The organism is Paenibacillus sp. GCM10027628 (assembly GCF_042676385.1).
Classification (GTDB): Bacteria; Bacillota; Bacilli; order Paenibacillales; family NBRC-103111; genus Paenibacillus_E.
In genome coordinates, this window is sequence record NZ_JBHTHA010000005.1 from 51,040 (window position 1) to 69,790 (window position 18,751).

The window sequence follows — 18,751 nt, forward strand, 5'->3', positions numbered from 1 at the left end:
TGAAAAACATCGTTATAAACACGGTTTCGCCGACCTGCCACCTCGGCAACGATGAAGAACATCTTTACGGCTCGCCCAGCGCTCCAATCGACATGCTTCTCTGCTTTAATTGCAAAAAAAAAGACCACTGTAAGCCTAGCTCGGCTTTCAGCGGTCTTTTACATTCTATACGCTTGTTCCATACTGAGCGCGCAGCGCTTTGGCCAGGCCTTCAGCAGCCTTCCAGATATCGCCAGCACCCATTGTCAACACCAGATCCCCTTGCCCCACATGCTGAATTAAATATTCGAGCACTTCATCCCTCGTCGGAATATGCTGAACATTCGGGTTGCTGTTGCTCCGAATGAGCTCCACCAGCTTGGCGGAATCCACACCTTCAATTCGTTTTTCGCCCGCCGGAGAGTAGATATCGGTAATAATAACCTCATCGGCCTCTTCAAATGAGCGGCTGAACTGCTCGAATAAATAATAGGTCCGCGTATAACGCTGGGGCTGAAATACAGCTACGATGCGTTTGCCCGTTGCCTTCGCAGCCGAAATCGTCGCCTGAATCTCAGTCGGGTGGTGAGCATAATCATCGATAACCAAAATATTTTCGACTTCGCCCAGCACTTGGAATCTCCGCTTGGCCCCGCGAAAATCTTGAATGGCCTCGGCAATCTGCTCAAAGGAAAGTCCGGCTTCCAAACAAGTGATAAGCGTTGCCAGCGCGTTATAAACATTATGCTTCCCGGGAACCGAAAGAGCGATCTGGCCAAGCTTTGATCCTTGATGATGGACCGTGAAGGTTACTTTGCGATCGCCTAAGGTAATGTCGCTAGCCATGAAATCTGCATCACGATGAATTCCATACGTAATAACATCACTTTGAATCTGCGGAATCATTTCATTCAAGAAGGCGTCGTCCCGGCAAACCACTGCTTTCCCGCCAGGTCTTACTTGGCTAAGAAATTGGGCATACGCTTTTTTCAAATTCTCAAAGTCACCGTTATAATTTTCCAGGTGATCCGCTTCAATATTGTTGACCAGCGCGAGTGTCGGATGATACTGGAGAAACGTGCCATCGCTCTCGTCCGCTTCCGCCACAACGAATTCACCATTTCCTGCTTTAGCGTTGCTGCCGACGTTCATAATTTCTCCGCCGATTATATATGTCGGATCGAGACCGCATGTCTCCATAACGAGCGCGATCATCGAAGATGTCGTTGTTTTGCCGTGCGCTCCCGCTACCGCAATGCCCTTGCGCTCGTTCATGAGACGCGCCAGCATTTGGGAACGATGAATAATCGGAATTTTTAAATCCTCGGCTGCTTGTATCTCAACGTTATCTTTGGCTAACGCCGTAGAATAGACAACCAGATCCGCTCCAGACACATTCTGTGCTTCATGTCCTATAAAAACCTGAGCTCCTTTGGCTTTCAACTTTTCTGTAAGCTCCTGTTGGGCCAAATCGGAACCGGAAATGCGATAACCCATTTCAAGCATGACTTTGGCAATGGCACTCATTCCGTATCCGCCGATACCGATAAAATGTACGTGTTCTGCTTGACTCACGCCGTTCTCACCATCCTTTTTCAGAATCGGTTTGATAGGTAATCCAAGAACGAACATCGGAGATTAAATACAGCGTGCCAGATACGACCGCCAGATCATCCTGCTCAGTTCTGCTTGTAAGGGTGTCCAAAGCCCGCTTCCAATCGCGCTCAACGATAATGTCGACCTTGCGGCCCATATCGTGAAGCAGCTCCTGAGCAAGTTCGGCTAGCATGGAGGCGTCCCCTTTTTTATGAAAGTCTGGTTCGGTAAGGATGAGAGTATCCACCAATGGTAGTATATGCCTGAGATAGCCCGTATGATTCTTCGTCGAGAGCATTCCTACCATAAAATGAAGCTTGCGGTAGCTGTATACGCTTTGCAGCGCTGCAGCCAGCGTCTCCGCCCCTTCCGGGTTGTGCGCGCCGTCCAGCAGGATACGGGGATGGTTAGAGACCATCTCCAGTCTTCCCGGCCAGCGGGTTTCCTTGAGTCCTTTGTAAAGGTCCTCATCTTCTACGATACAAGCATAATACTGCCGAAGCACTTCAAGCGTCATCACCGCAACGGCTGCATTCTTTAACTGATGCCGGCCATTCAGCGAAATCGGTACTTCTTTCAACTGACGGAATGGGCCCGTAAAATCAAAAGTCTGGTGATCCAGCTCACTTGCTACCGTCGAGAAATTGAATTGCTGGCCCAAGGAATAAAGCGTCGCCTTCTTCTCCTTGGCCGTTTTCTCAATTACACTCCATACTTCGTGCGGCTCTACGGCTGTAATAACGGGTACGCCAGCCTTGATAATACCCGCTTTCTCAGCGGCAACCTGCTCCAACGTATCGCCAAGAATCTCCATATGGTCATGCCCGACATTGGTAATGATGGTGACGACGGGATTAACAATATTCGTGCTATCCAGCCTTCCCCCCAGGCCCGTTTCCCATACCACATAGTCCGGATAAGCGACGGTTGCGAAATAGAGAATGGCCAGAGCCGTCGAGATTTCAAACATCGATGGCGGCCCTACCTCCGTACCCGCAATCTCGTCCACGATGGGCTTAATCTGATTAACGAGGCGGAGCAGTACTTCATCTTCAATGTCTGCACCGTTAACTTGGATCCGGTTCGTATACTTCTCCAGATAGGGAGAAGTAAACGTACCTACATCGTATCCGCACGTCTGCAGTACAGAGGTCAAATATGCACAGGTAGAGCCTTTGCCGTTCGTTCCTGCCACATGAATGAATTTGAGCTTACGCTCTGGATGGCCCAGCTTTTCCATAAGCATGTTCATGCGCTGTAGACCCGGTTTCATTCCGAGTTTTTCCATCCGGCCCACGATCCAGGCTATAGCATCTTTCGTCGACTGAAAAGCGGCCGGATTGGAATCTTGTATTCCACTCATAGATTTCATCCTCATTTACTATATGAATCACCACGTCTAAGTAACTAGGCGATCGATTTATTTTTTGCGTTTACCCTTTTAATTCCGCTAATCGAGCAATCACTTTGTCCCGTTTATCTGCGTAATCGGCAAGCTTCGCTTTTTCTTCCTCGATGACTTTGGCAGGTGCCTTGGCAACGAAGCCCTCATTGGACAGTTTTTTCTCAATACGCTCGACTTCTCCATGAAGGGTTTGGAGCTCTTTATCCAGACGGGCTAATTCTTGCGCGATATCGATCAATCCCGCCAGAGGCAAATAAAGTTCTGCACCTGTGATTACCGCAGTCATGGCTTTCTCCGGCGCTGCCATCCCAGCATCAATCTGAAGCAGAGAGGTGTTGCAGAAGCGGCGCAAATACTCTTCGTTGCGGTCAAGAATCGATTGCGTATCGGTTGTCGCCGGCTTCACGAGCAGTTCCACTTTTTTGCTCATCGGCACATTCACTTCCGCACGTATGTTACGTACTGAACGAATCGCATCCATGAGAAGCTCCATCTCGCGTACAGCATCCGGAGACTCGAACGCCGGGTTCTCTTTCGGCCAGGCTGCCAATGTAATGGTTTCACCCTCATGCGGCAGGTGCTGCCAAATCTCTTCGGAGATAAACGGCATGAAAGGATGAATCAACCGCTGCGTTTGGTCTAATACATACGCGAGAACCGATTGCGTTGTTTTCTTCGCTGCAGCGTCCGTACCGTACAAGCTCAATTTGCTGAACTCGATGTACCAGTCGCAGAGATCGTCCCAAATAAAATTGTACAACAAACGGCCCGTTTCCCCAAATTCATAGCTGTCTATCAAACGTGTAACATCGCGAACCGTTTCGTTTAAGCGGTGAAGAATCCAGCGGTCAGCTGTACCAAGAGGGCCTGAAAGATCGATATCTTTTGCGGTTACGCCCTCCAAATTCATCAATGCAAAACGGGAGGCATTCCAAATTTTATTCGCAAAGTTGCGCGCTTGCTCAACACGTTCCCAGCGGAACCGGAGATCCTGTCCTGGCGTGCTGCTGGTGGATATCATATAACGCATTGCATCGGCGCCGTATTTTTCGATAACTTCAAGCGGATCGACTCCGTTGCCTAGCGATTTGGACATTTTGCGGCCTTCCGAGTCGCGAACCAGTCCGTGGAGCAATACGTCTTTGAACGGAATTTGGTCTGTAAATTCCAGCGCAGTGAAGATCATGCGGGCTACCCAGAAATAAATGATATCGTACCCGGTTACAAGGACATCCGTCGGATAGAATCTCTTCATGTCGTCCGTATCGCCAGGCCAGCCCAGTGTCGAAAAAGGCCATAACGCCGAGCTGAACCACGTATCGAGTACGTCGTTATCCTGACTGATGTTGCTGCTTTGGCAATGCGAGCAGGCCGTAGCGTCCTGGCGTTCGACGGTCACGCCGCCGCAATCCGCGCAGTGCCACGCCGGAATGCGATGTCCCCACCAGAGCTGGCGGGAAATACACCAGTCGCGCACATTCTCGATCCAGTGCAGGTAAATTTTTTCGAAACGATCCGGTACAAAATTAACGCCTTTGCCGGATTTTTGCGCTTCAATCGCTTGATCAGCGAGCGGCTGCATTTTAACAAACCATTGCGTTGACAAATAGGGCTCGATGACAGCGCCGCTGCGCTCACTATGGCCAACTTGATGCACGTGCTCCTCAATTTTCAGCAATACGCCTTGTTCCTTAAGATCCGCGACGATTTGTTTGCGGCATTCGAAACGGTCTTTGCCTTGATAAGGACCCGCGTTCGCATTCATCGTGCCGGATTCATCCATCACGAGAATTTGCGGCAGGTCATGGCGTTTGCCGACTTCAAAGTCGTTCGGATCGTGAGCAGGCGTAATTTTTACGGCACCGCTTCCGAACTCTTTTTCAACATACTCGTCAGCAATAACCGGAATCTCGCGGTTTACGATAGGCAAAAGCAGTTTTTTGCCGATCAAATGCTGATAGCGCTCATCTTTCGGATGAACGGCAACAGCCGTATCGCCGAGCATCGTTTCCGGACGTGTTGTCGCTACAACAATAGAGCCCGTGCCGTCTGTCGTCTTGTATTCAAGATGATAAAGCGCGCCTTGCACTTCTTTATATTCGACCTCAATGTCCGATAACGCGGTACGTGCTGCCGGATCCCAGTTAATAATATAGTTGCCCCGGTAAATCAGACCTTTTTTGTAGAGGGTTACGAATACTTCACGAACCGCTTGCGAAAGACCTTCGTCCAACGTGAAACGCTCACGTGAATAATCGAGCGAGAACCCCATTTTGGCCCATTGCTCGCGAATCGTATCCGCGTATTGCTCTTTCCATTCCCATACTTTCTCCAAAAATTTCTCGCGGCCGAGATCATATCGGCTTTGGCCTTGCTCGCGAAGCTTCTGCTCCACTTTCGTTTGCGTGGCGATACCGGCGTGGTCCGAACCAGGGAGCCACAGGGTGTCAAAGCCCTGCATCCGCTTCGTGCGCGTCAAAATATCCTGCAGTGTAAAATCGAGCGCGTGCCCGATATGCAGCATCCCCGTTACATTCGGAGGCGGTATAACAATCGTGTACGTCTCGGCATCGGGACGGGTGCCTGCTTTGAAAAACTCATTCTTGATCCAATAGTCGTACCACTTGCGTTCGGCTTCCTTCGGATCATACGTAGTTGGCATTTGCAGTTGCTCTTTGGTTTCATTGGCTTCGGTCATAGGATTACCTCCATCGCTATTATCACTGTAAACAGGCATGAAAACCTGTGAATCATCCAATTCGGTCGTTTCGGTCAGCAGGAACCAATTTGGCTTTCAGGGGCCGTGCGCACAAAACAAAAAGCCCTTCGCCCGCAAAGGACGAAAGGCTTGCTTCCGTGGTACCACCTTCATTCCACACAATTCGATATACACGAATCGCGCGGCTCTCAAACAGATAACGGCTGTGGCCGGCAAACGCTGTAGACAATATGAATACTCACATCCATCTATCACGCTCACAACTCCGGGGCGACTTCGATCGGCTGCTTCCTATGGAACCTTTCAGCGCTGCAGTTCCACTCTCTGAAGGGCTTACCGACTACTACTCCCTTTCAACGTCTCCAATATTGGCTTATCAAACTGGCAATATTGCTCAAAATGGTTTACATCATATGATAACGAACATTTGAAACAGAGTCAATATATCATTCCATTATTACCGATTATGAGTAAATTATGCTTCAACTGAAAAGATGCTAAGATAAATTGCCTATACATACATAAAAAGCCCCCAGCCGCTTTCTACGCAGCCAGAGGCTTTTGCCTATGTACAGATTTAAGGAAGATAAATCACTTGACCTACCGTAACTTCTTGATCGCTTAGCCGGTTCAGCAGCTGAATCTCGCGCGGATTGATTTGATAGCGCTTGGCGATGGATTCCAGTGTTTCTTCTTTTTGTACAATACACATTTTTAATTTGCGGAATTCTTGAGAAGTTGAATTATTTTGCAGGAATAGGCGTTTCCATTCTACCGCATCAATTCTCGTTTCCTCCGCGAGCTGAGCTTGAGCTTCCGCTTCCGCCTCTTCACGCTTCTTGTCTTGAAGTATTGAACTCGCTTTGGACAACAGCGATTTGATGCCGTAAGGACTGATTTCAACCGCTTCACTTGCCTTTTTCCCGAAGGCTACTTTAAGCTCTTTCTTCTCTTCCGAAACAACCGTGCTTTCCGGATGCGGCGTTACCTTTAACTCGGTTTGTTCCAATTCAGCGGCAAAATGTTCCACCTCGGCAGCAGGCGGCTCATGAAAGTGAATAATTGGTTGCTCGACAACCTGAGGCATATGTGCAATATATTCCTGTTGTGGTTCCGGTTGTGATTCCAGTTGTGATTCCGGCTGAGAAGTCGGCTCCTCATATGGCATCGGAACCGGTTCATGTGCAGAATGGGCAGTTTGTGGCACCGTTACTTCCCGCGGGAATTCGGCTTCGTGCAAGAATGTGATTTCCTCTTCTTCACGCCAGCTTTCCAGCGGCGCTGAAACCATTTCAACACCTTGTAAAGATAAAACACCGGTAACATTCAAGCTTCTTGGTGACAACAGATCGACGTCAAAGTTCTCAATCTCAACTAAAATGTCCTCTACCCGTTGAATCCGGTTTAGAGGCAAAGTGATTTCGACTGGAATCAGATGCTCAAGTTGGCGAGGTTCCTCCCCTTCATCACTGGAATAATTGCCAGTCAATAGCAAATTTCCTTTGAGGATAGCTTGGTCATCAAGCGTTAACACCTGAATGTGCGGTAGCAGCTCGACATCGTTTAACTCTTGTATCCCTGCTAACCCTTCCTGCAAATGGACGCGTTCATAAATATCAAATCTTAACCCTGGTTGCTGTTCTGCCACTGTCTAAATCCTCCCTTCCTTCAATTCAAGATGCTGTAAACATCTGAATTGCCCAGCCCAATGCCTTGTTTGTCTCTAAAAGTATATGGGTGAAGAAGTCGAGGCATGACTACATTTTTATGATGTCTGCAGCTTGCGAAGCAAATCAAGCATATCTTCGGGCCAAGATGCCCGCGCCGTAATCGGTTCTTGGGTAACCGGATGAACAAATTGCAGCCGCTCTCCATGAAGCGCTTGCCGCTTCAACAAAGCGGTAGATCCGCCGTACAGCGAATCCCCGATTAAGGGATGTCCCAGATGGCTGAGGTGGACACGAATTTGATGCGTGCGCCCTGTTTCAAGCACCAGTTCAACCTGTGCAGCCCGCTTCATTTGCTGGAGTACCCGGTAATGCGTAACTGCCGCATCGCCGCCAGGCGTTACCCGGCGTTTGCCAGCATGATGCCGGTCGCGACCGATCGGCTCGTCGATCGTCCCTTTTTGGGCCCTCATTACACCTTGTACAAAAGCCACGTAACGGCGGTCGATTTTTTTCTCCCTCATCGCTTCATCCAACAATACGTGCGCCCATTCATTTTTTGCATATAAAACCGCGCCCGTTGTGTCTTGGTCTAATCGATGAATATGTCTAATCGCACAAGCTTGACCTGTTGAAGCAAAGTAGTAAGCGACGGCTGACGCTAAAGTTCCTTTTTGCCCGGCCTCTGCGGGGTGAATCGACATGCCGGCGGGCTTGCCCACAACCAGGCAAAAATCGTCCTCAAAGCAAATTTCCAAATCATGAAACTCCGGTGCAAAAGTGGCTTTTTCTTCCGGAAAAAGATGCATCAAGAGCTTGTTGCCTTGCACCCGGATCCCTCCTTGCGAGGCTAACCGCAAAAATAGTTTGCGAGGAACAGGCAATAGAGTCGATAGTTCGTCTACCGCACGCGGGTGCAGAGGCTTCCATTCCGCATGTGGAACGGGCAGTTCCAGCCATTCGCCTTTGCGTTTCCAAGCGATCATGACCGGGCCCCTTTGCGAAATGAAATCACGATTGCGATTAAAACAATAAGAAAACCAAAAACTATCAGGCCTAGATCTATCGGGAAATCGAAAAAGTAATATCGCGTCATCTTGAAAACTCCTTAAGTAAAGGGATATCGTACACTTTATTTTAACAATTACCATTAGCAGCTGCACATGAAATTATGATAATATAAATCTATTATTGTGTTTTTTCGACATCAGTAGATTAAGTAGAAAAAGAGAGCAGGAGAGGAACAACCTTGGGTACTGCAATAATGGATCATTTTCGTAGTTATAGTTGGCTCAAACGCATGCTGCTCGTCATTGCTGCGTTAACGTTCATTTGTTCAAGCTTTTTATTTTTGACCCCGCCTGGGGCATATATCCGCGAATATTTGGCCAAGACGGTCATCACCACCCAGCATCGTGATTGGGCCTGGATTTTTGTCGGTGCGCAGCGCAGGGATGAACTGGTTCTGGAAATGCAAAACTTAACCGAGATTAACTCTGTGGAAAAGCAAGATTTGCAAGCGGTCAAATACAACAAGAACCGTTCGATGGAGAGTCTGGTTAAAGTTGAAGACATCTCCGGCCAGTTCTGGAAAGGCAAAAAAATGTATGTATACGATCCGCGCACCATTCGCGTCGTAGTCCCTTCCAAGCAAGGTGAAGGCGAACGGATTACATCGATGGTCGAACGCACGGGAGCTGTTGCCGGCGTCAATGGCGGGGGTTTTAACGATCCGGACGGACTTGGAAACGGGTTTGCGCCAATTGGGGCTATTATGTCCGGCGGCAACATTCTTTATACCGACCAAGACGGCAGCGTACCGCAGCACATCGTCGGTTTTACCAAGGAAGGGACGCTCATTATCGGTAAATATACGATTAACGAGCTGCTCAAACTGAATGTAACGGATGCCGTTTCCTTCTATCCTCGCGTAATTGCCAACGGCAAACCGCTTATTACGAGCGGAGACGGAGGATGGGGACGAGCGCCTCGTACGGCTGTCGGTCAAAAAGCGGACGGGACGGTCATTTTCATCGTGATCGACGGCCGTCAAGCGCATAGCGTGGGCGCAACGCTAAAAGAAGTGCAAGATCTATTCCTTGAGGACGGCGTCATCAACGCAGGCTTCTTGGATGGTGGAGCATCTTCCGAAATGGTGTATAACAATGAGCTTATTACGAAGCCTTCCAGCCGTTATGGTGAGCGAAGATTGCCTTCCGCTTTCCTGGTGTTTGATCATCCGGAAGCTGTTAAAGTCAAGAACGTTTGGGAAGGTCTCACAACAATCGATCCGGGCGGTGCATATGACCATCCTGAGTTCTTGAAAGAACAGGCTGAGAAAAAGGCTAACGCACCGAAAACAACACCTACTCCTAAGCCTACGGCAACACCTACGCCTTCGGTGAAACCTGAATCAAGCAGCGATACGGAACCGGGTAAAAACGGTGCATCCAATCCGCCAACAGGAACAAATGGTGGATCAGCCAAACCAAGTCCTTCCGTGAAGCCAGAAGCTTCGCCGTCGACTTCGTCCAATCCAGGCAATGCGCAAGGGAATGGTAACACAAATACCGGAACAGGGTCCGGTTCTGCAACAGGGGGCGCCACAACAGGCGCTTCCGCAGAACCCAAACCAAGCACGGCACCGGCGACAAACGCCCCTTCTGCCGGACAGCAGCAAGGACAAGCCGGTACAGGAAGCACCCAAAATCAGGCACCGGCACCAACTAACAAATCCAATTAAACAGTATACATACAGAAAGCTGACCCATGAGGGTCAGCTTCTTTGTTTGCAATTGTTATAGTCGTTTCAATGCTTCGCGGTGAGCCTCAATCGTGGCAGCAATATCCTCGTCAGAATGAGCCGTCGACATGAACATTCCTTCAAATTGCGAAGGCGCAACAGACACGCCCAGATCCAGCAAATGGCCGAAGTAGGCATTAAACTTGCCTAAATCCGACGTTTTGGCCGTTTCATAATTGATCACTTTCTGCTCGGTAAAGAAAGGACAAATCATCGATCCGACGCGATTAATTGTGCTTGCAATCCCAACTTCAGCGGCATTCTTCACAAAGCCGACTTCAAGCAAAGCGGATTTACGCTCCAGTTCTTCGTATACGCCAGGTTCGCCTAGTAAAGACAACGTTGCGAACCCTGCTGCCATTGCCAATGGGTTGCCGGAGAGCGTTCCAGCCTGATAGATCGGCCCCGCCGGAGCAATTTGCTCCATGATGTCAAGTCTACCGCCATAAGCGCCAACAGGGAGCCCACCGCCGATGACTTTCCCCAAACAGGTCAAGTCCGGTGTAATTCCGTATAGTCCCTGCGCACAATGCTTGTGGACGCGGAAACCGGTCATTACCTCGTCAAAGATGAGCAGGCTTCCATACTGCTTCGTAACGTCGCGCAGCCCTTGCAGAAACCCTTCCACCGGTGGAACAACGCCCATGTTGCCTGCGATTGGCTCCACAATCAGCGCGGCGATATCTTCCCCGAATTTCTCAAATACGAGCCGTACCGATGCCAAATCATTGTAAGGCACAGTAATCGTATTCACCGCTACACTTTCCGGTACCCCAGGGCTATCAGGCAACCCTAGAGTGGCAACCCCAGACCCGGCTTTGATTAACAAAGCATCCGCATGTCCGTGATAGCTGCCCTCGAACTTAACGATTTTATTCCGCTTCGTAAAGCCTCGAGCCAAACGGAGCGCACTCATCGTTGCCTCGGTTCCTGAATTCACCATGCGAACCATCTCGATCGACGGTACACGTTCAATGACCAATTTGGCCATCTCAGTCTCAAGCAAAGTCGGCGCACCGAAGCTTGTCCCTTTTTCTGCGGTAGCTTTGATGGCTTCCAGCACAACCGGATGAGCATGTCCGACAATTAAGGGCCCCCAAGAACCTACATAATCGATATAGCTATTGCCATCGATATCTGTAACCCGGGAACCAAACCCTTTTTCCATGAACATGGGTGTAAGGCCTACAGATTTGAAAGCACGCACAGGCGAGTTAACGCCACCTGGAATCACCTTTTTGGACTCACTAAACGCTTCAGAAGATCGCGTGTCGATTCTAGTCGAATTTTTCATAATTTTCATACTCCCACCCGACAGGTTATGGTAAAATGAGTTGACTTTATATTAAGTTTGAAACTCGCAATTTGATAAAAGGGCGGTACCCACGATCATGATTGAATTCATCAAAAAAGTACCTTTGTTCACTCAATTGAATGAAGCGCAATTACAGACGGTTGCTGAAATTTGTACCAAACGTTCATACAAAGGAAACACCGTCCTGTTTTCCGAAAAAGAAATTGGCTCCGTTTTCTATCTTGTATACAGCGGTTCGGTCAAAATCTATACGACCAATAGCACCGGCGAGGAGAAAATACTTTCGATCTGCAAATCCGGCGAAAGCTTCGGAGAGCTTTCTTTAATCGACGGCAAGCCGCGTTCAGCCTCTGCGCAGACGTTGGAAGAAAGTGTTCTAATTACTCTCACGGCACAAAACTTCCTCGATTTGCTCCGAGCACACTTCGATATCACCCTTGGCATCATGCAAGAGCTCAGCAACCGGCTGCGCGACACCAATCAACATGTGTATGACCTGACTTTTCTGGATGCCCGAACCCGCGTTATTAAAAGCCTGATCACGATGGCCAATAAACATGGATTGCGCAACGGGACAATCATCACGATCAAGCTGGTGCTTAATTTCGACGAGATTTCTCAGCTTGCCGGCGTCCAGAAGGTTACCTTGATGCAGGTCATCCGCGATCTCGAAGAGAAGCGTATCTTAACCATTTCTCCTTCCGATTTCAAACTCGATTTGGCCAAGCTTCGCTAATTTATCTTACGGGCATCGCTGGTGCGGGTACGTTTTGCTTGATCAGGTTAGCGAGCTGCATAGCAGCCTCCTGCCCTTGCCGTATACAATCAGGGATACCGACTCCGTGAAACCCCGCCCCCGTTACGAACACGTTCGGCATGTTTTCAGCAAGCTCTTTGCGGAAGCGTGCCACCTCATCCAAGTGGCCAACGGGGTACTGCGGCATCGACTGCGGCAAACGAGTCACTTCGGTGAACAGCGGTACCGCATGGAGGCCCAATAGTTCGCCAAGATCGTGGCGTGCTTTTTCGACCAACTGCTCATCGCTCCATTGCAGCCATTCCTGCTGACCCGATCGGCCGATATAACAACGGAGCAGCACTTTGCCGTCCGGAGCTGTATGCAGCCATTTAGCCGACGTCCATGTACAGGCTGTAATTGTTCTGCCTTCGTAACGCGGCACGAGAAAACCGGAAGCATCCAGTTCAAATGGGATGTCTTTGCGATCAAAAGCCATAATGACATTCGCGACGGAGATATACTCAATTTGCTTCAAGGCAGCTGCAGCAGGCAATTGCGCCAAAACTTGCGCAGCTTGAAACGTAGGCGTCGTGATGATCACGCCGTCAGCCATTTCGCTGTGGCCGTCTTCGAAGGTAACTTCCGTCTGATGTCCAGTTGCATCTTCACGAATGGCAACGACACCGACACCCGTCCGTAAATCTACGCCGTCCAAGGCCTTCACAAGTCCGTTAACGAGCGTTTGCAGCCCCTTTTTAAAGGTAACAAAAGCTGAGCTTCGAACCGCTGCCGGCACATGGGCGTTTTCTTCCGCACTGTTTTTTCGGCTGGCCATCATGCCCAAAATCAAGCTGCGATGTTTCTGTTCCATCGATTGAAACTGGGGGAAGGTCGCTTTCAAGCTAAGCTTAAACGTATCCCCCGCATAAATACCCGCCAACAGCGGCTCGACGATGCGTTCCAGCACCTCTTTGCCGAGGCGCCGCTCGAGGAAATGCCCGAGCGATTCATCGGAAGTCTGCTCCCGTTTGGGCTTAAGCAGGTCTAGTGCCGCACGTGCCTTGCCTAACGGTGAAATCAGCCCCGTTTTCATGAAGGGCGTCATTTGCGTCGGGATACCAAGCACGAGGCCGGGAGGCATTCGGTGCATCTTTCCTTGACGGACGATATACGTTTTTTTCGCCTTTGGATTTGTTCCCGTAAGCTCTCCCTCCAGCCCCAAATCGCGCGCCAGATCGATTGTCGGACGTTTTCGTGCCAGGACCGAATCCGGTCCCTTTTCAATGACGAACCCGTCTCTTTCCAGCGTATGAATCTTGCCTCCGAAAGTCGATGATTTCTCCACAACGGATATACGGGCGTCTACACCCTCAGATTCTAATCGCTTCTTTAGGTAGAAAGCGGAGCTTAGACCTGTAATTCCTCCGCCTACAATGATGAAATGCGGTCTAGACGTACTCATGACCGTTTCGATGCATCATTCAGCTTCGCAAAAACAACATCGCTCAATGTTTCCATATAAAGTGGATCGGTATTTAACGATTCCGTGCGCTCTAAATGAATACCAAGCTCTTGTGCCAGTGCTTGCGCTTCGATATCGATATCATAAAGAACTTCCAAATGATCGGATACAAATCCGATCGGACAGAGCAGCACGTTCTTCACATCTTCTTCTTTACGAATGGTTTGAAGAACATCCAAAATGTCGGGCCCAAGCCACGGCATAGCGGTTTGCCCGGCGCTTTGCCAGCCGAACTGCCAGTTCGTAATCCCCACACGGTCCGCAATGGCTTGGGAGGTAGCCAGAAGTTGATCCGGATACGGGTCTTTCATCTCCAAGATTTTTTCCGGTAGACTATGCGCTGTGAAAATGACGCGAACTTCATCGCGCTGTACATCCGTAAATGTACTCAGTGCTCGCTCCACCCTAGTGCTTAACGCTTCAAGCAGCTTCGGATGCAAATGATAGCTAAGAACAAAATCGATGTTCAAACCGAGCTCTTCAGCTTTATCTTTCGCCCGCTTTACATAGCCGCCTACGCTCATCGTGGAATAATGAGGTGCCAGTACCACACCGATAGCTTCCGTAATACCGTCCTTCACCATTTGCTCGACGCCGTCTTCAATATAAGGCTGAGCATGCTTCAATCCTTGGTAGCAAACAAACTCCAGTTCGGGATGTTCCCGGCGAAGCGTTTCTTCCAATCCTTTTACCTGCTTATTCGTATTTTCTCGCAAAGGAAAAAAACCGCCAACAATGGCTTCATAACGCGAAGTCAATTCATGCAGCTGCTCTGCCGTAGGCGGATGACCGCGTCTGATATGCGTGTAATAAGCTTCGACTTGATCCAAACTTGCCGGAGTTCCGTAGGACATTACCAATACGCCGATTCGGCGGTTTGCCATGTTAAACACCACTCTTTTCTGCTTGCTTAGATAATGCGGAATGCGAATACGTATGGATGAATGTAGTCAGTTCTTTCAATTTTTCCAGGGATGCTTCTGGGAACAGACCATGTCCCAAATTAAAAATATAACCTGGACGTTCAATGCCCTCATCAATAATCTCTTTTGCTTGTTTCTCGATAATGCTCATCGGTGCCGTCAGTACATATGGATCCAAATTGCCTTGAACCGCAAAGCGTTCCCCTACTCTTCGGCGTCCTTCATTAATCGGAATCCGCCAGTCAAGACCGATAACGTCCGCCTGTAAATGAGTCAGATATGGCAGTAATTCGCCTGAGCTTACACCCGGGAAATAAATTTTAGGTTCTTTAAGATCCGAAAGCTCTTTAAAGATCCTTGTCATCGTTGGAAGCACATACAGTTGAAAATCTGCAGGCGAAAGCGCCCCGACCCAGCTGTCGAACACTTGCACCGCTTTGGCTCCGGCTGCTATGTGGGATCTCAAATAGGTAATGACCATGTCCCCCAGCTTATCCATCAAGGCATACCACACTTTTGGCTCTGAATACATCATCTGCTTAGTGCGGATATAGCTTTTGGATGGCTTGCCTTCAATGAGGTAGCTAGCGATCGTGAACGGAGCACCGGCAAATGAAATCAAAGGAACTTCAAGCTCTTTATGTAAAATTTTGATGGTTTGGATAATATGAGATAAATCTTTTTCTACATCAATGGGACGCAGTCGCTCTACGTCTTGAGCGGTGCGGATCGGTGTATGAATGACCGGACCGATATTTTTGACGATATCAAAATCAACGCCAAGCGAGGCAACCGGATTCATAATATCCGAATATAAAATAGCCGCATCCACGCCGAGCTTTTGAATCGGCATCATGGTAACTTCGGCAGCCAGCTCGGGTTGCTGACAAATTTCCAACAGCGAATATTTCTCTTTGATTTTGCGGTAATCCGGATCGTAGCGGCCTGCTTGGCGCATATACCAGACGGGGAGCGTATCTACCTTTTCCTTCCGGCATGCTTTAATAAAATTATCATTATAACTCATGAGGCACCTTCCTCTTTTTTAAAGCCGTAAAGTTTCCTGCTATTCTCATCCATTATGCCCTAATTATACGCCTGTCACAACCGATGGAAGCTTTGGGATTACGACAAAAGTATGACAAAAGAACCACCCGCGCCTAGCTGCTCTAGGGTGAATGGTTCTCAAAGTCGAAAATTAGCGTTTTTGCAAATACCGCGCGATATCTTTGGCAAAGTAAGTCAATATAATATCGGCGCCCGCACGCTTGAAGCTCGTCATCGTTTCCATGACGATAGCCTCTTCATTAATCCAGCCTTGAAGTGCGGCTGCCTTAATCATCGAGTACTCGGCACTGACATTATAAGCGACGACCGGCAAATCGAAGTTATCCTTGAGCAATCGAATAACGTCCATATACGCCAGCGCAGGCTTCACCATCAGGAAATCAGCACCTTCAATGACGTCGCTTTCCGCTTCGCGCAATGCTTCGCGGCCGTTGGCCGGATCCATTTGATACGTTTTGCGATCGCCGAATTGCGGTGCCGAATGAACGGCATCCCGGAAAGGACCGTAATAGGCAGACGCGTATTTAACGGAATACGCCATAACCGGAACGTTCTCGAAGCCTGCTTCATCCAGACCGGCGCGAATGGCATGCACATAGCCGTCCATCATGTTGGAAGGCGCGATAATATCGGCTCCGGCTTTCGCTTGCGATACCGCTGTGCGGACGAGAAGCTCTAAAGAATGGTCATTATGAATTTCCGCTTGTCCCGAAATCGGATTGTGATGAATCACTCCGCAGTGTCCTGTATCGGTAAATTGACACAGGCATGTATCAGCGATAATCAGCAGCGAAGGATTCAACTCCTTAATTCGGCGCGTCGCTTGTTGAACGATACCTTCATCGTCATAAGCCGACGTCCCAACAGCATCCTTATGCTCAGGCACGCCGAACAACAGAATCGCTTGAATGCCCAATGCCGTTATTTCACTGATTTCTTCTTCCAAGCGGTCCAAAGAGAAATGATAAACACCCGGCATGGAAGGAATCTCTTCCTTGATATTAAAGCCATGCGTTACAAAAACAGGCTGTACAACGTCATGGACGGTGACTTGATTTTCACGGACTAAGTTGCGCAGTGCGGATGAGCCGCGCAAACGGCGATTACGAATAACAGGAAAACTCATGGGAATTCAGCCTCCTTAACTAGTGCTTGTTTAAAAAAGTTGGTTGGTTTGTCGGGTTAAAGTCGACGGGTGACGCTGTTGCATACTTTTGCGAACGGCTTTAACGCTGTTTTTCCGTCTTAACTGGCGTAGAGGGCCGGTCTGATGCTGCTTTAGGCGGTTTTTCCGCGTTAAAGTCAAAGGAAGACTCAGTTGCACCCTTTGCGTCAGCCTTTAACGCTGTTTTTCCGTCTTAACTGGCGTAGAAGCCGGTCTGATGCTGCTTTAAGGCGGTTTTTCCGCGTTAAAGTCAACGGATGTCGCAGTTAAACTTCCTTCTCAGCAGGAAGCACTAACTACTATGCAGCCATTGTTATTTTCGCTGCGACAAACTTTCTGCGAGCGACGCAACAGTCGCTTCTTTGGCCATATAGGTAACCGGCAGGCCGATCTCACGAGCGGTTTCCGCTGTTTTCGGCCCGATACAAGCGATTTCTACGCCTTTCAGCAGGTCCAGTGGATCGTCTACGCCCAACTGACGCAATGCCTCGATCAAATTCGTTACAGTTGAAGAACTTGTAAAAGTGATAATATGAATGCCTTGGTTTTGTAAAAGCGAAACGACTTCTTCTCCATCCTCTAAAGCAAGCACGTTCTCGTAGACGTCAACTTCCGTAACCTCCAGGCCAAGCTCCTTGAGCTTGGATGGCAAATAGTCACGGGCGAGATCAGCGGTCGGCAGAAGCACTTTCTGACCCGGTTTCAGCTCGGATCGAATGGCTTCCAGCATCCCTTCACCTTGGTAAATCACAGGCAATACGTCTGCCAGGAATCCGCGTTCCGCCAGGGCTTCAGCTGTTTTCGGTCCAACAGCGGCAATTCTCGCATTCCCCATCCGGCGCACATCGATGCGCTTCTCACGAAGTCTGCGGAAAAAGAATTCCACACCGTTTACACTCGTCAGCAAAATCCAGTCAAATTCATGCAGCTTATCGAGCGCTGCATCAAGTTCCTGCAGCGTTTCCGGACGGCTTGGCGGTTGAAGACGGATAACAGGGAATTCAACAGCCTCGCCGCCAAGCTCATCGATCCGATCGACAAGCTCGCTGGCTTGGCTTCTGGCGCGTGTCACGAGCACTCTGCGGCCAAAAAGCGGCTTTTTCTCAATCCAAGCGAGCTTCTCGCGAAGCTTAACCACTTCGCCGACAATAATGACCGCAGGCGACTGGAAGTTTGCTTGTTTGACCTTCTCGGCGATATCTTCAAGCGTGCCTGTGATCGTGGCTTGCTCCGTCCAAGTGCCCCAGCGCACGAGCGCAACCGGCATCTGGGGCGGCTTCCCGCAGCGAATCAGTTCGCGGCAAATTTGCTCCAGGTTGGCAACGCCCATGAGGAAAACCATCGTGCCGATCGCTTTGGCCAGATGCTCCCAATCGAGGCTTGAATACGTTTTGTTCGGGTACTCATGGCCGGTCACGATGGCAACTGATGATGTAAAATCCCGATGTGTTACCGGGATGCCTGCATAGGCAGGAACTGCGATGGAGGACGTAATGCCCGGAATGATTTCATAAGTGACATCATTGTCAGCGAGCAGTTCCGCTTCCTCGCCGACGCGGCCGAACACGCTCGGATCGCCGCCTTTCAAACGGGTGACCACTTTGCCTTGCAGGGCCAGGTCAACCAGCAGTTGGTTGATTTCTTCCTGCTTTAACATATGTTTATCCGGCAGCTTGCCTACAAAAATCAGCTCTGCTTCCGGTTTGCGATGCTTCAGTAACCGAGGGCTGGCCAAGCGGTCATAGACGATGACATCCGCCTTCTGGATGGCTTCCAAACCGCGAATGGTGATGAGTTTAGGATCTCCCGGACCTGCACCGACAAGATATACTTTGCCTTTGTCCACACCG

The 18,751-nt window shown here is 49.4% G+C and carries 13 protein-coding genes; 2 read left to right on the forward strand and 11 right to left on the reverse strand.

All coding sequences use genetic code 11. The features are described 5' to 3' along the window. Positions 1-165 precede the first annotated feature (165 nt). The 5 genes from murC to ACFQZT_RS08450 form a co-directional block, all read right to left on the reverse strand. Positions 166-1,554, reverse strand: coding sequence for a UDP-N-acetylmuramate--L-alanine ligase (gene murC, locus ACFQZT_RS08430; RefSeq protein ID WP_379298600.1), 1,389 nt, complete (start codon positions 1,552-1,554; stop codon positions 166-168). Positions 1,555-1,561: 7 nt separating this feature from the next. Continuing rightward, complete coding sequence (locus ACFQZT_RS08435; protein ID WP_379298602.1) at positions 1,562-2,938, reverse strand: bifunctional folylpolyglutamate synthase/dihydrofolate synthase; 1,377 nt, start codon at positions 2,936-2,938, stop codon at positions 1,562-1,564. 70 nt (positions 2,939-3,008) lie between these two features. Next, positions 3,009-5,678, reverse strand: coding sequence for a valine--tRNA ligase (locus ACFQZT_RS08440; protein WP_379298604.1), 2,670 nt, complete (start codon positions 5,676-5,678; stop codon positions 3,009-3,011). Between the two features lie 598 nt (positions 5,679-6,276). After that, positions 6,277-7,347 (reverse strand): LysM peptidoglycan-binding domain-containing protein, encoded by a 1,071-nt coding sequence (locus ACFQZT_RS08445; protein ID WP_379298606.1) that lies wholly within the window; start codon positions 7,345-7,347, stop codon positions 6,277-6,279. A 117-nt stretch (positions 7,348-7,464) separates the two neighbouring features. Next, positions 7,465-8,352: an RluA family pseudouridine synthase gene (locus tag ACFQZT_RS08450; protein WP_379298608.1), complete on the reverse strand. Its 888-nt coding sequence runs from the start codon at positions 8,350-8,352 to the stop codon at positions 7,465-7,467. A gap of 263 nt (positions 8,353-8,615) precedes the next feature. Here ACFQZT_RS08450 and ACFQZT_RS08455 point away from each other — a divergent pair, with 263 nt between their 5' ends. Continuing rightward, positions 8,616-10,109 carry a phosphodiester glycosidase family protein gene (locus tag ACFQZT_RS08455; RefSeq protein WP_379298610.1) on the forward strand — a complete coding sequence of 498 codons (1,494 nt, stop codon included), beginning with the start codon at positions 8,616-8,618 and terminating at the stop codon, positions 10,107-10,109. 55 nt (positions 10,110-10,164) lie between these two features. Here ACFQZT_RS08455 and hemL read toward each other — a convergent pair whose 3' ends face one another. After that, positions 10,165-11,463 (reverse strand): glutamate-1-semialdehyde 2,1-aminomutase, encoded by a 1,299-nt coding sequence (hemL, locus tag ACFQZT_RS08460; protein ID WP_379298612.1) that lies wholly within the window; start codon positions 11,461-11,463, stop codon positions 10,165-10,167. A gap of 97 nt (positions 11,464-11,560) precedes the next feature. Between hemL and ACFQZT_RS08465 the strand changes: the two genes are divergently transcribed. Beyond that, positions 11,561-12,220 (forward strand): Crp/Fnr family transcriptional regulator, encoded by a 660-nt coding sequence (locus ACFQZT_RS08465; protein WP_379298614.1) that lies wholly within the window; start codon positions 11,561-11,563, stop codon positions 12,218-12,220. A gap of 1 nt (position 12,221) precedes the next feature. On the opposite strand, the gene hemG is transcribed toward ACFQZT_RS08465, so the two are convergent. The 5 genes from hemG to cobA all read right to left on the reverse strand — a co-directional run bounded on the left by hemG (position 12,222) and on the right by cobA (position 18,747). Next, entirely contained in the window at positions 12,222-13,685 is a 1,464-nt protein-coding gene (gene hemG, locus ACFQZT_RS08470; RefSeq protein ID WP_379298616.1) for a protoporphyrinogen oxidase, read from the reverse strand. Continuing rightward, positions 13,682-14,629, reverse strand: a complete 948-nt coding sequence (gene hemH / locus ACFQZT_RS08475; protein WP_379298618.1) for a ferrochelatase — start codon at positions 14,627-14,629, stop codon at positions 13,682-13,684. Before hemH ends, hemG begins: the two co-directional genes overlap by 4 nt. Before the next feature lies 1 nt (position 14,630). After that, positions 14,631-15,695: a uroporphyrinogen decarboxylase gene (hemE, locus tag ACFQZT_RS08480; protein ID WP_379298620.1), complete on the reverse strand. Its 1,065-nt coding sequence runs from the start codon at positions 15,693-15,695 to the stop codon at positions 14,631-14,633. A gap of 171 nt (positions 15,696-15,866) precedes the next feature. Then, the gene (gene hemB, locus ACFQZT_RS08485; RefSeq protein WP_379298622.1) at positions 15,867-16,862 is read right to left on the reverse strand and encodes a porphobilinogen synthase; all 996 of its coding nucleotides are present in this window, start codon (positions 16,860-16,862) and stop codon (positions 15,867-15,869) included. A gap of 352 nt (positions 16,863-17,214) precedes the next feature. Beyond that, complete coding sequence (gene cobA / locus ACFQZT_RS08490) at positions 17,215-18,747, reverse strand: uroporphyrinogen-III C-methyltransferase (protein WP_379298624.1); 1,533 nt, start codon at positions 18,745-18,747, stop codon at positions 17,215-17,217. Between the last annotated feature and the right edge of the window lie 4 nt (positions 18,748-18,751).

What these genes read in the sequence shown, in the direction of transcription:
- ACFQZT_RS08435 (WP_379298602.1), bottom strand. Translation starts at nt 2,938, where the DNA reads ATGAGTGGAATACAAGATTCCAATCCGGCCGCTTTTCAGTCGACGAAA.
- ACFQZT_RS08440 (WP_379298604.1), bottom strand. Translation starts at nt 5,678, where the DNA reads ATGACCGAAGCCAATGAAACCAAAGAGCAACTGCAAATGCCAACTACG.
- ACFQZT_RS08450 (WP_379298608.1), bottom strand. Translation starts at nt 8,352, where the DNA reads ATGATCGCTTGGAAACGCAAAGGCGAATGGCTGGAACTGCCCGTTCCA.
- hemL (WP_379298612.1), bottom strand. Translation starts at nt 11,463, where the DNA reads ATGAAAAATTCGACTAGAATCGACACGCGATCTTCTGAAGCGTTTAGT.
- ACFQZT_RS08465 (WP_379298614.1), top strand. Translation starts at nt 11,561, where the DNA reads ATGATTGAATTCATCAAAAAAGTACCTTTGTTCACTCAATTGAATGAA.
- hemG (WP_379298616.1), bottom strand. Translation starts at nt 13,685, where the DNA reads ATGAGTACGTCTAGACCGCATTTCATCATTGTAGGCGGAGGAATTACA.
- hemH (WP_379298618.1), bottom strand. Translation starts at nt 14,629, where the DNA reads ATGGCAAACCGCCGAATCGGCGTATTGGTAATGTCCTACGGAACTCCG.
- hemE (WP_379298620.1), bottom strand. Translation starts at nt 15,695, where the DNA reads ATGAGTTATAATGATAATTTTATTAAAGCATGCCGGAAGGAAAAGGTA.
- hemB (WP_379298622.1), bottom strand. Translation starts at nt 16,862, where the DNA reads ATGAGTTTTCCTGTTATTCGTAATCGCCGTTTGCGCGGCTCATCCGCA.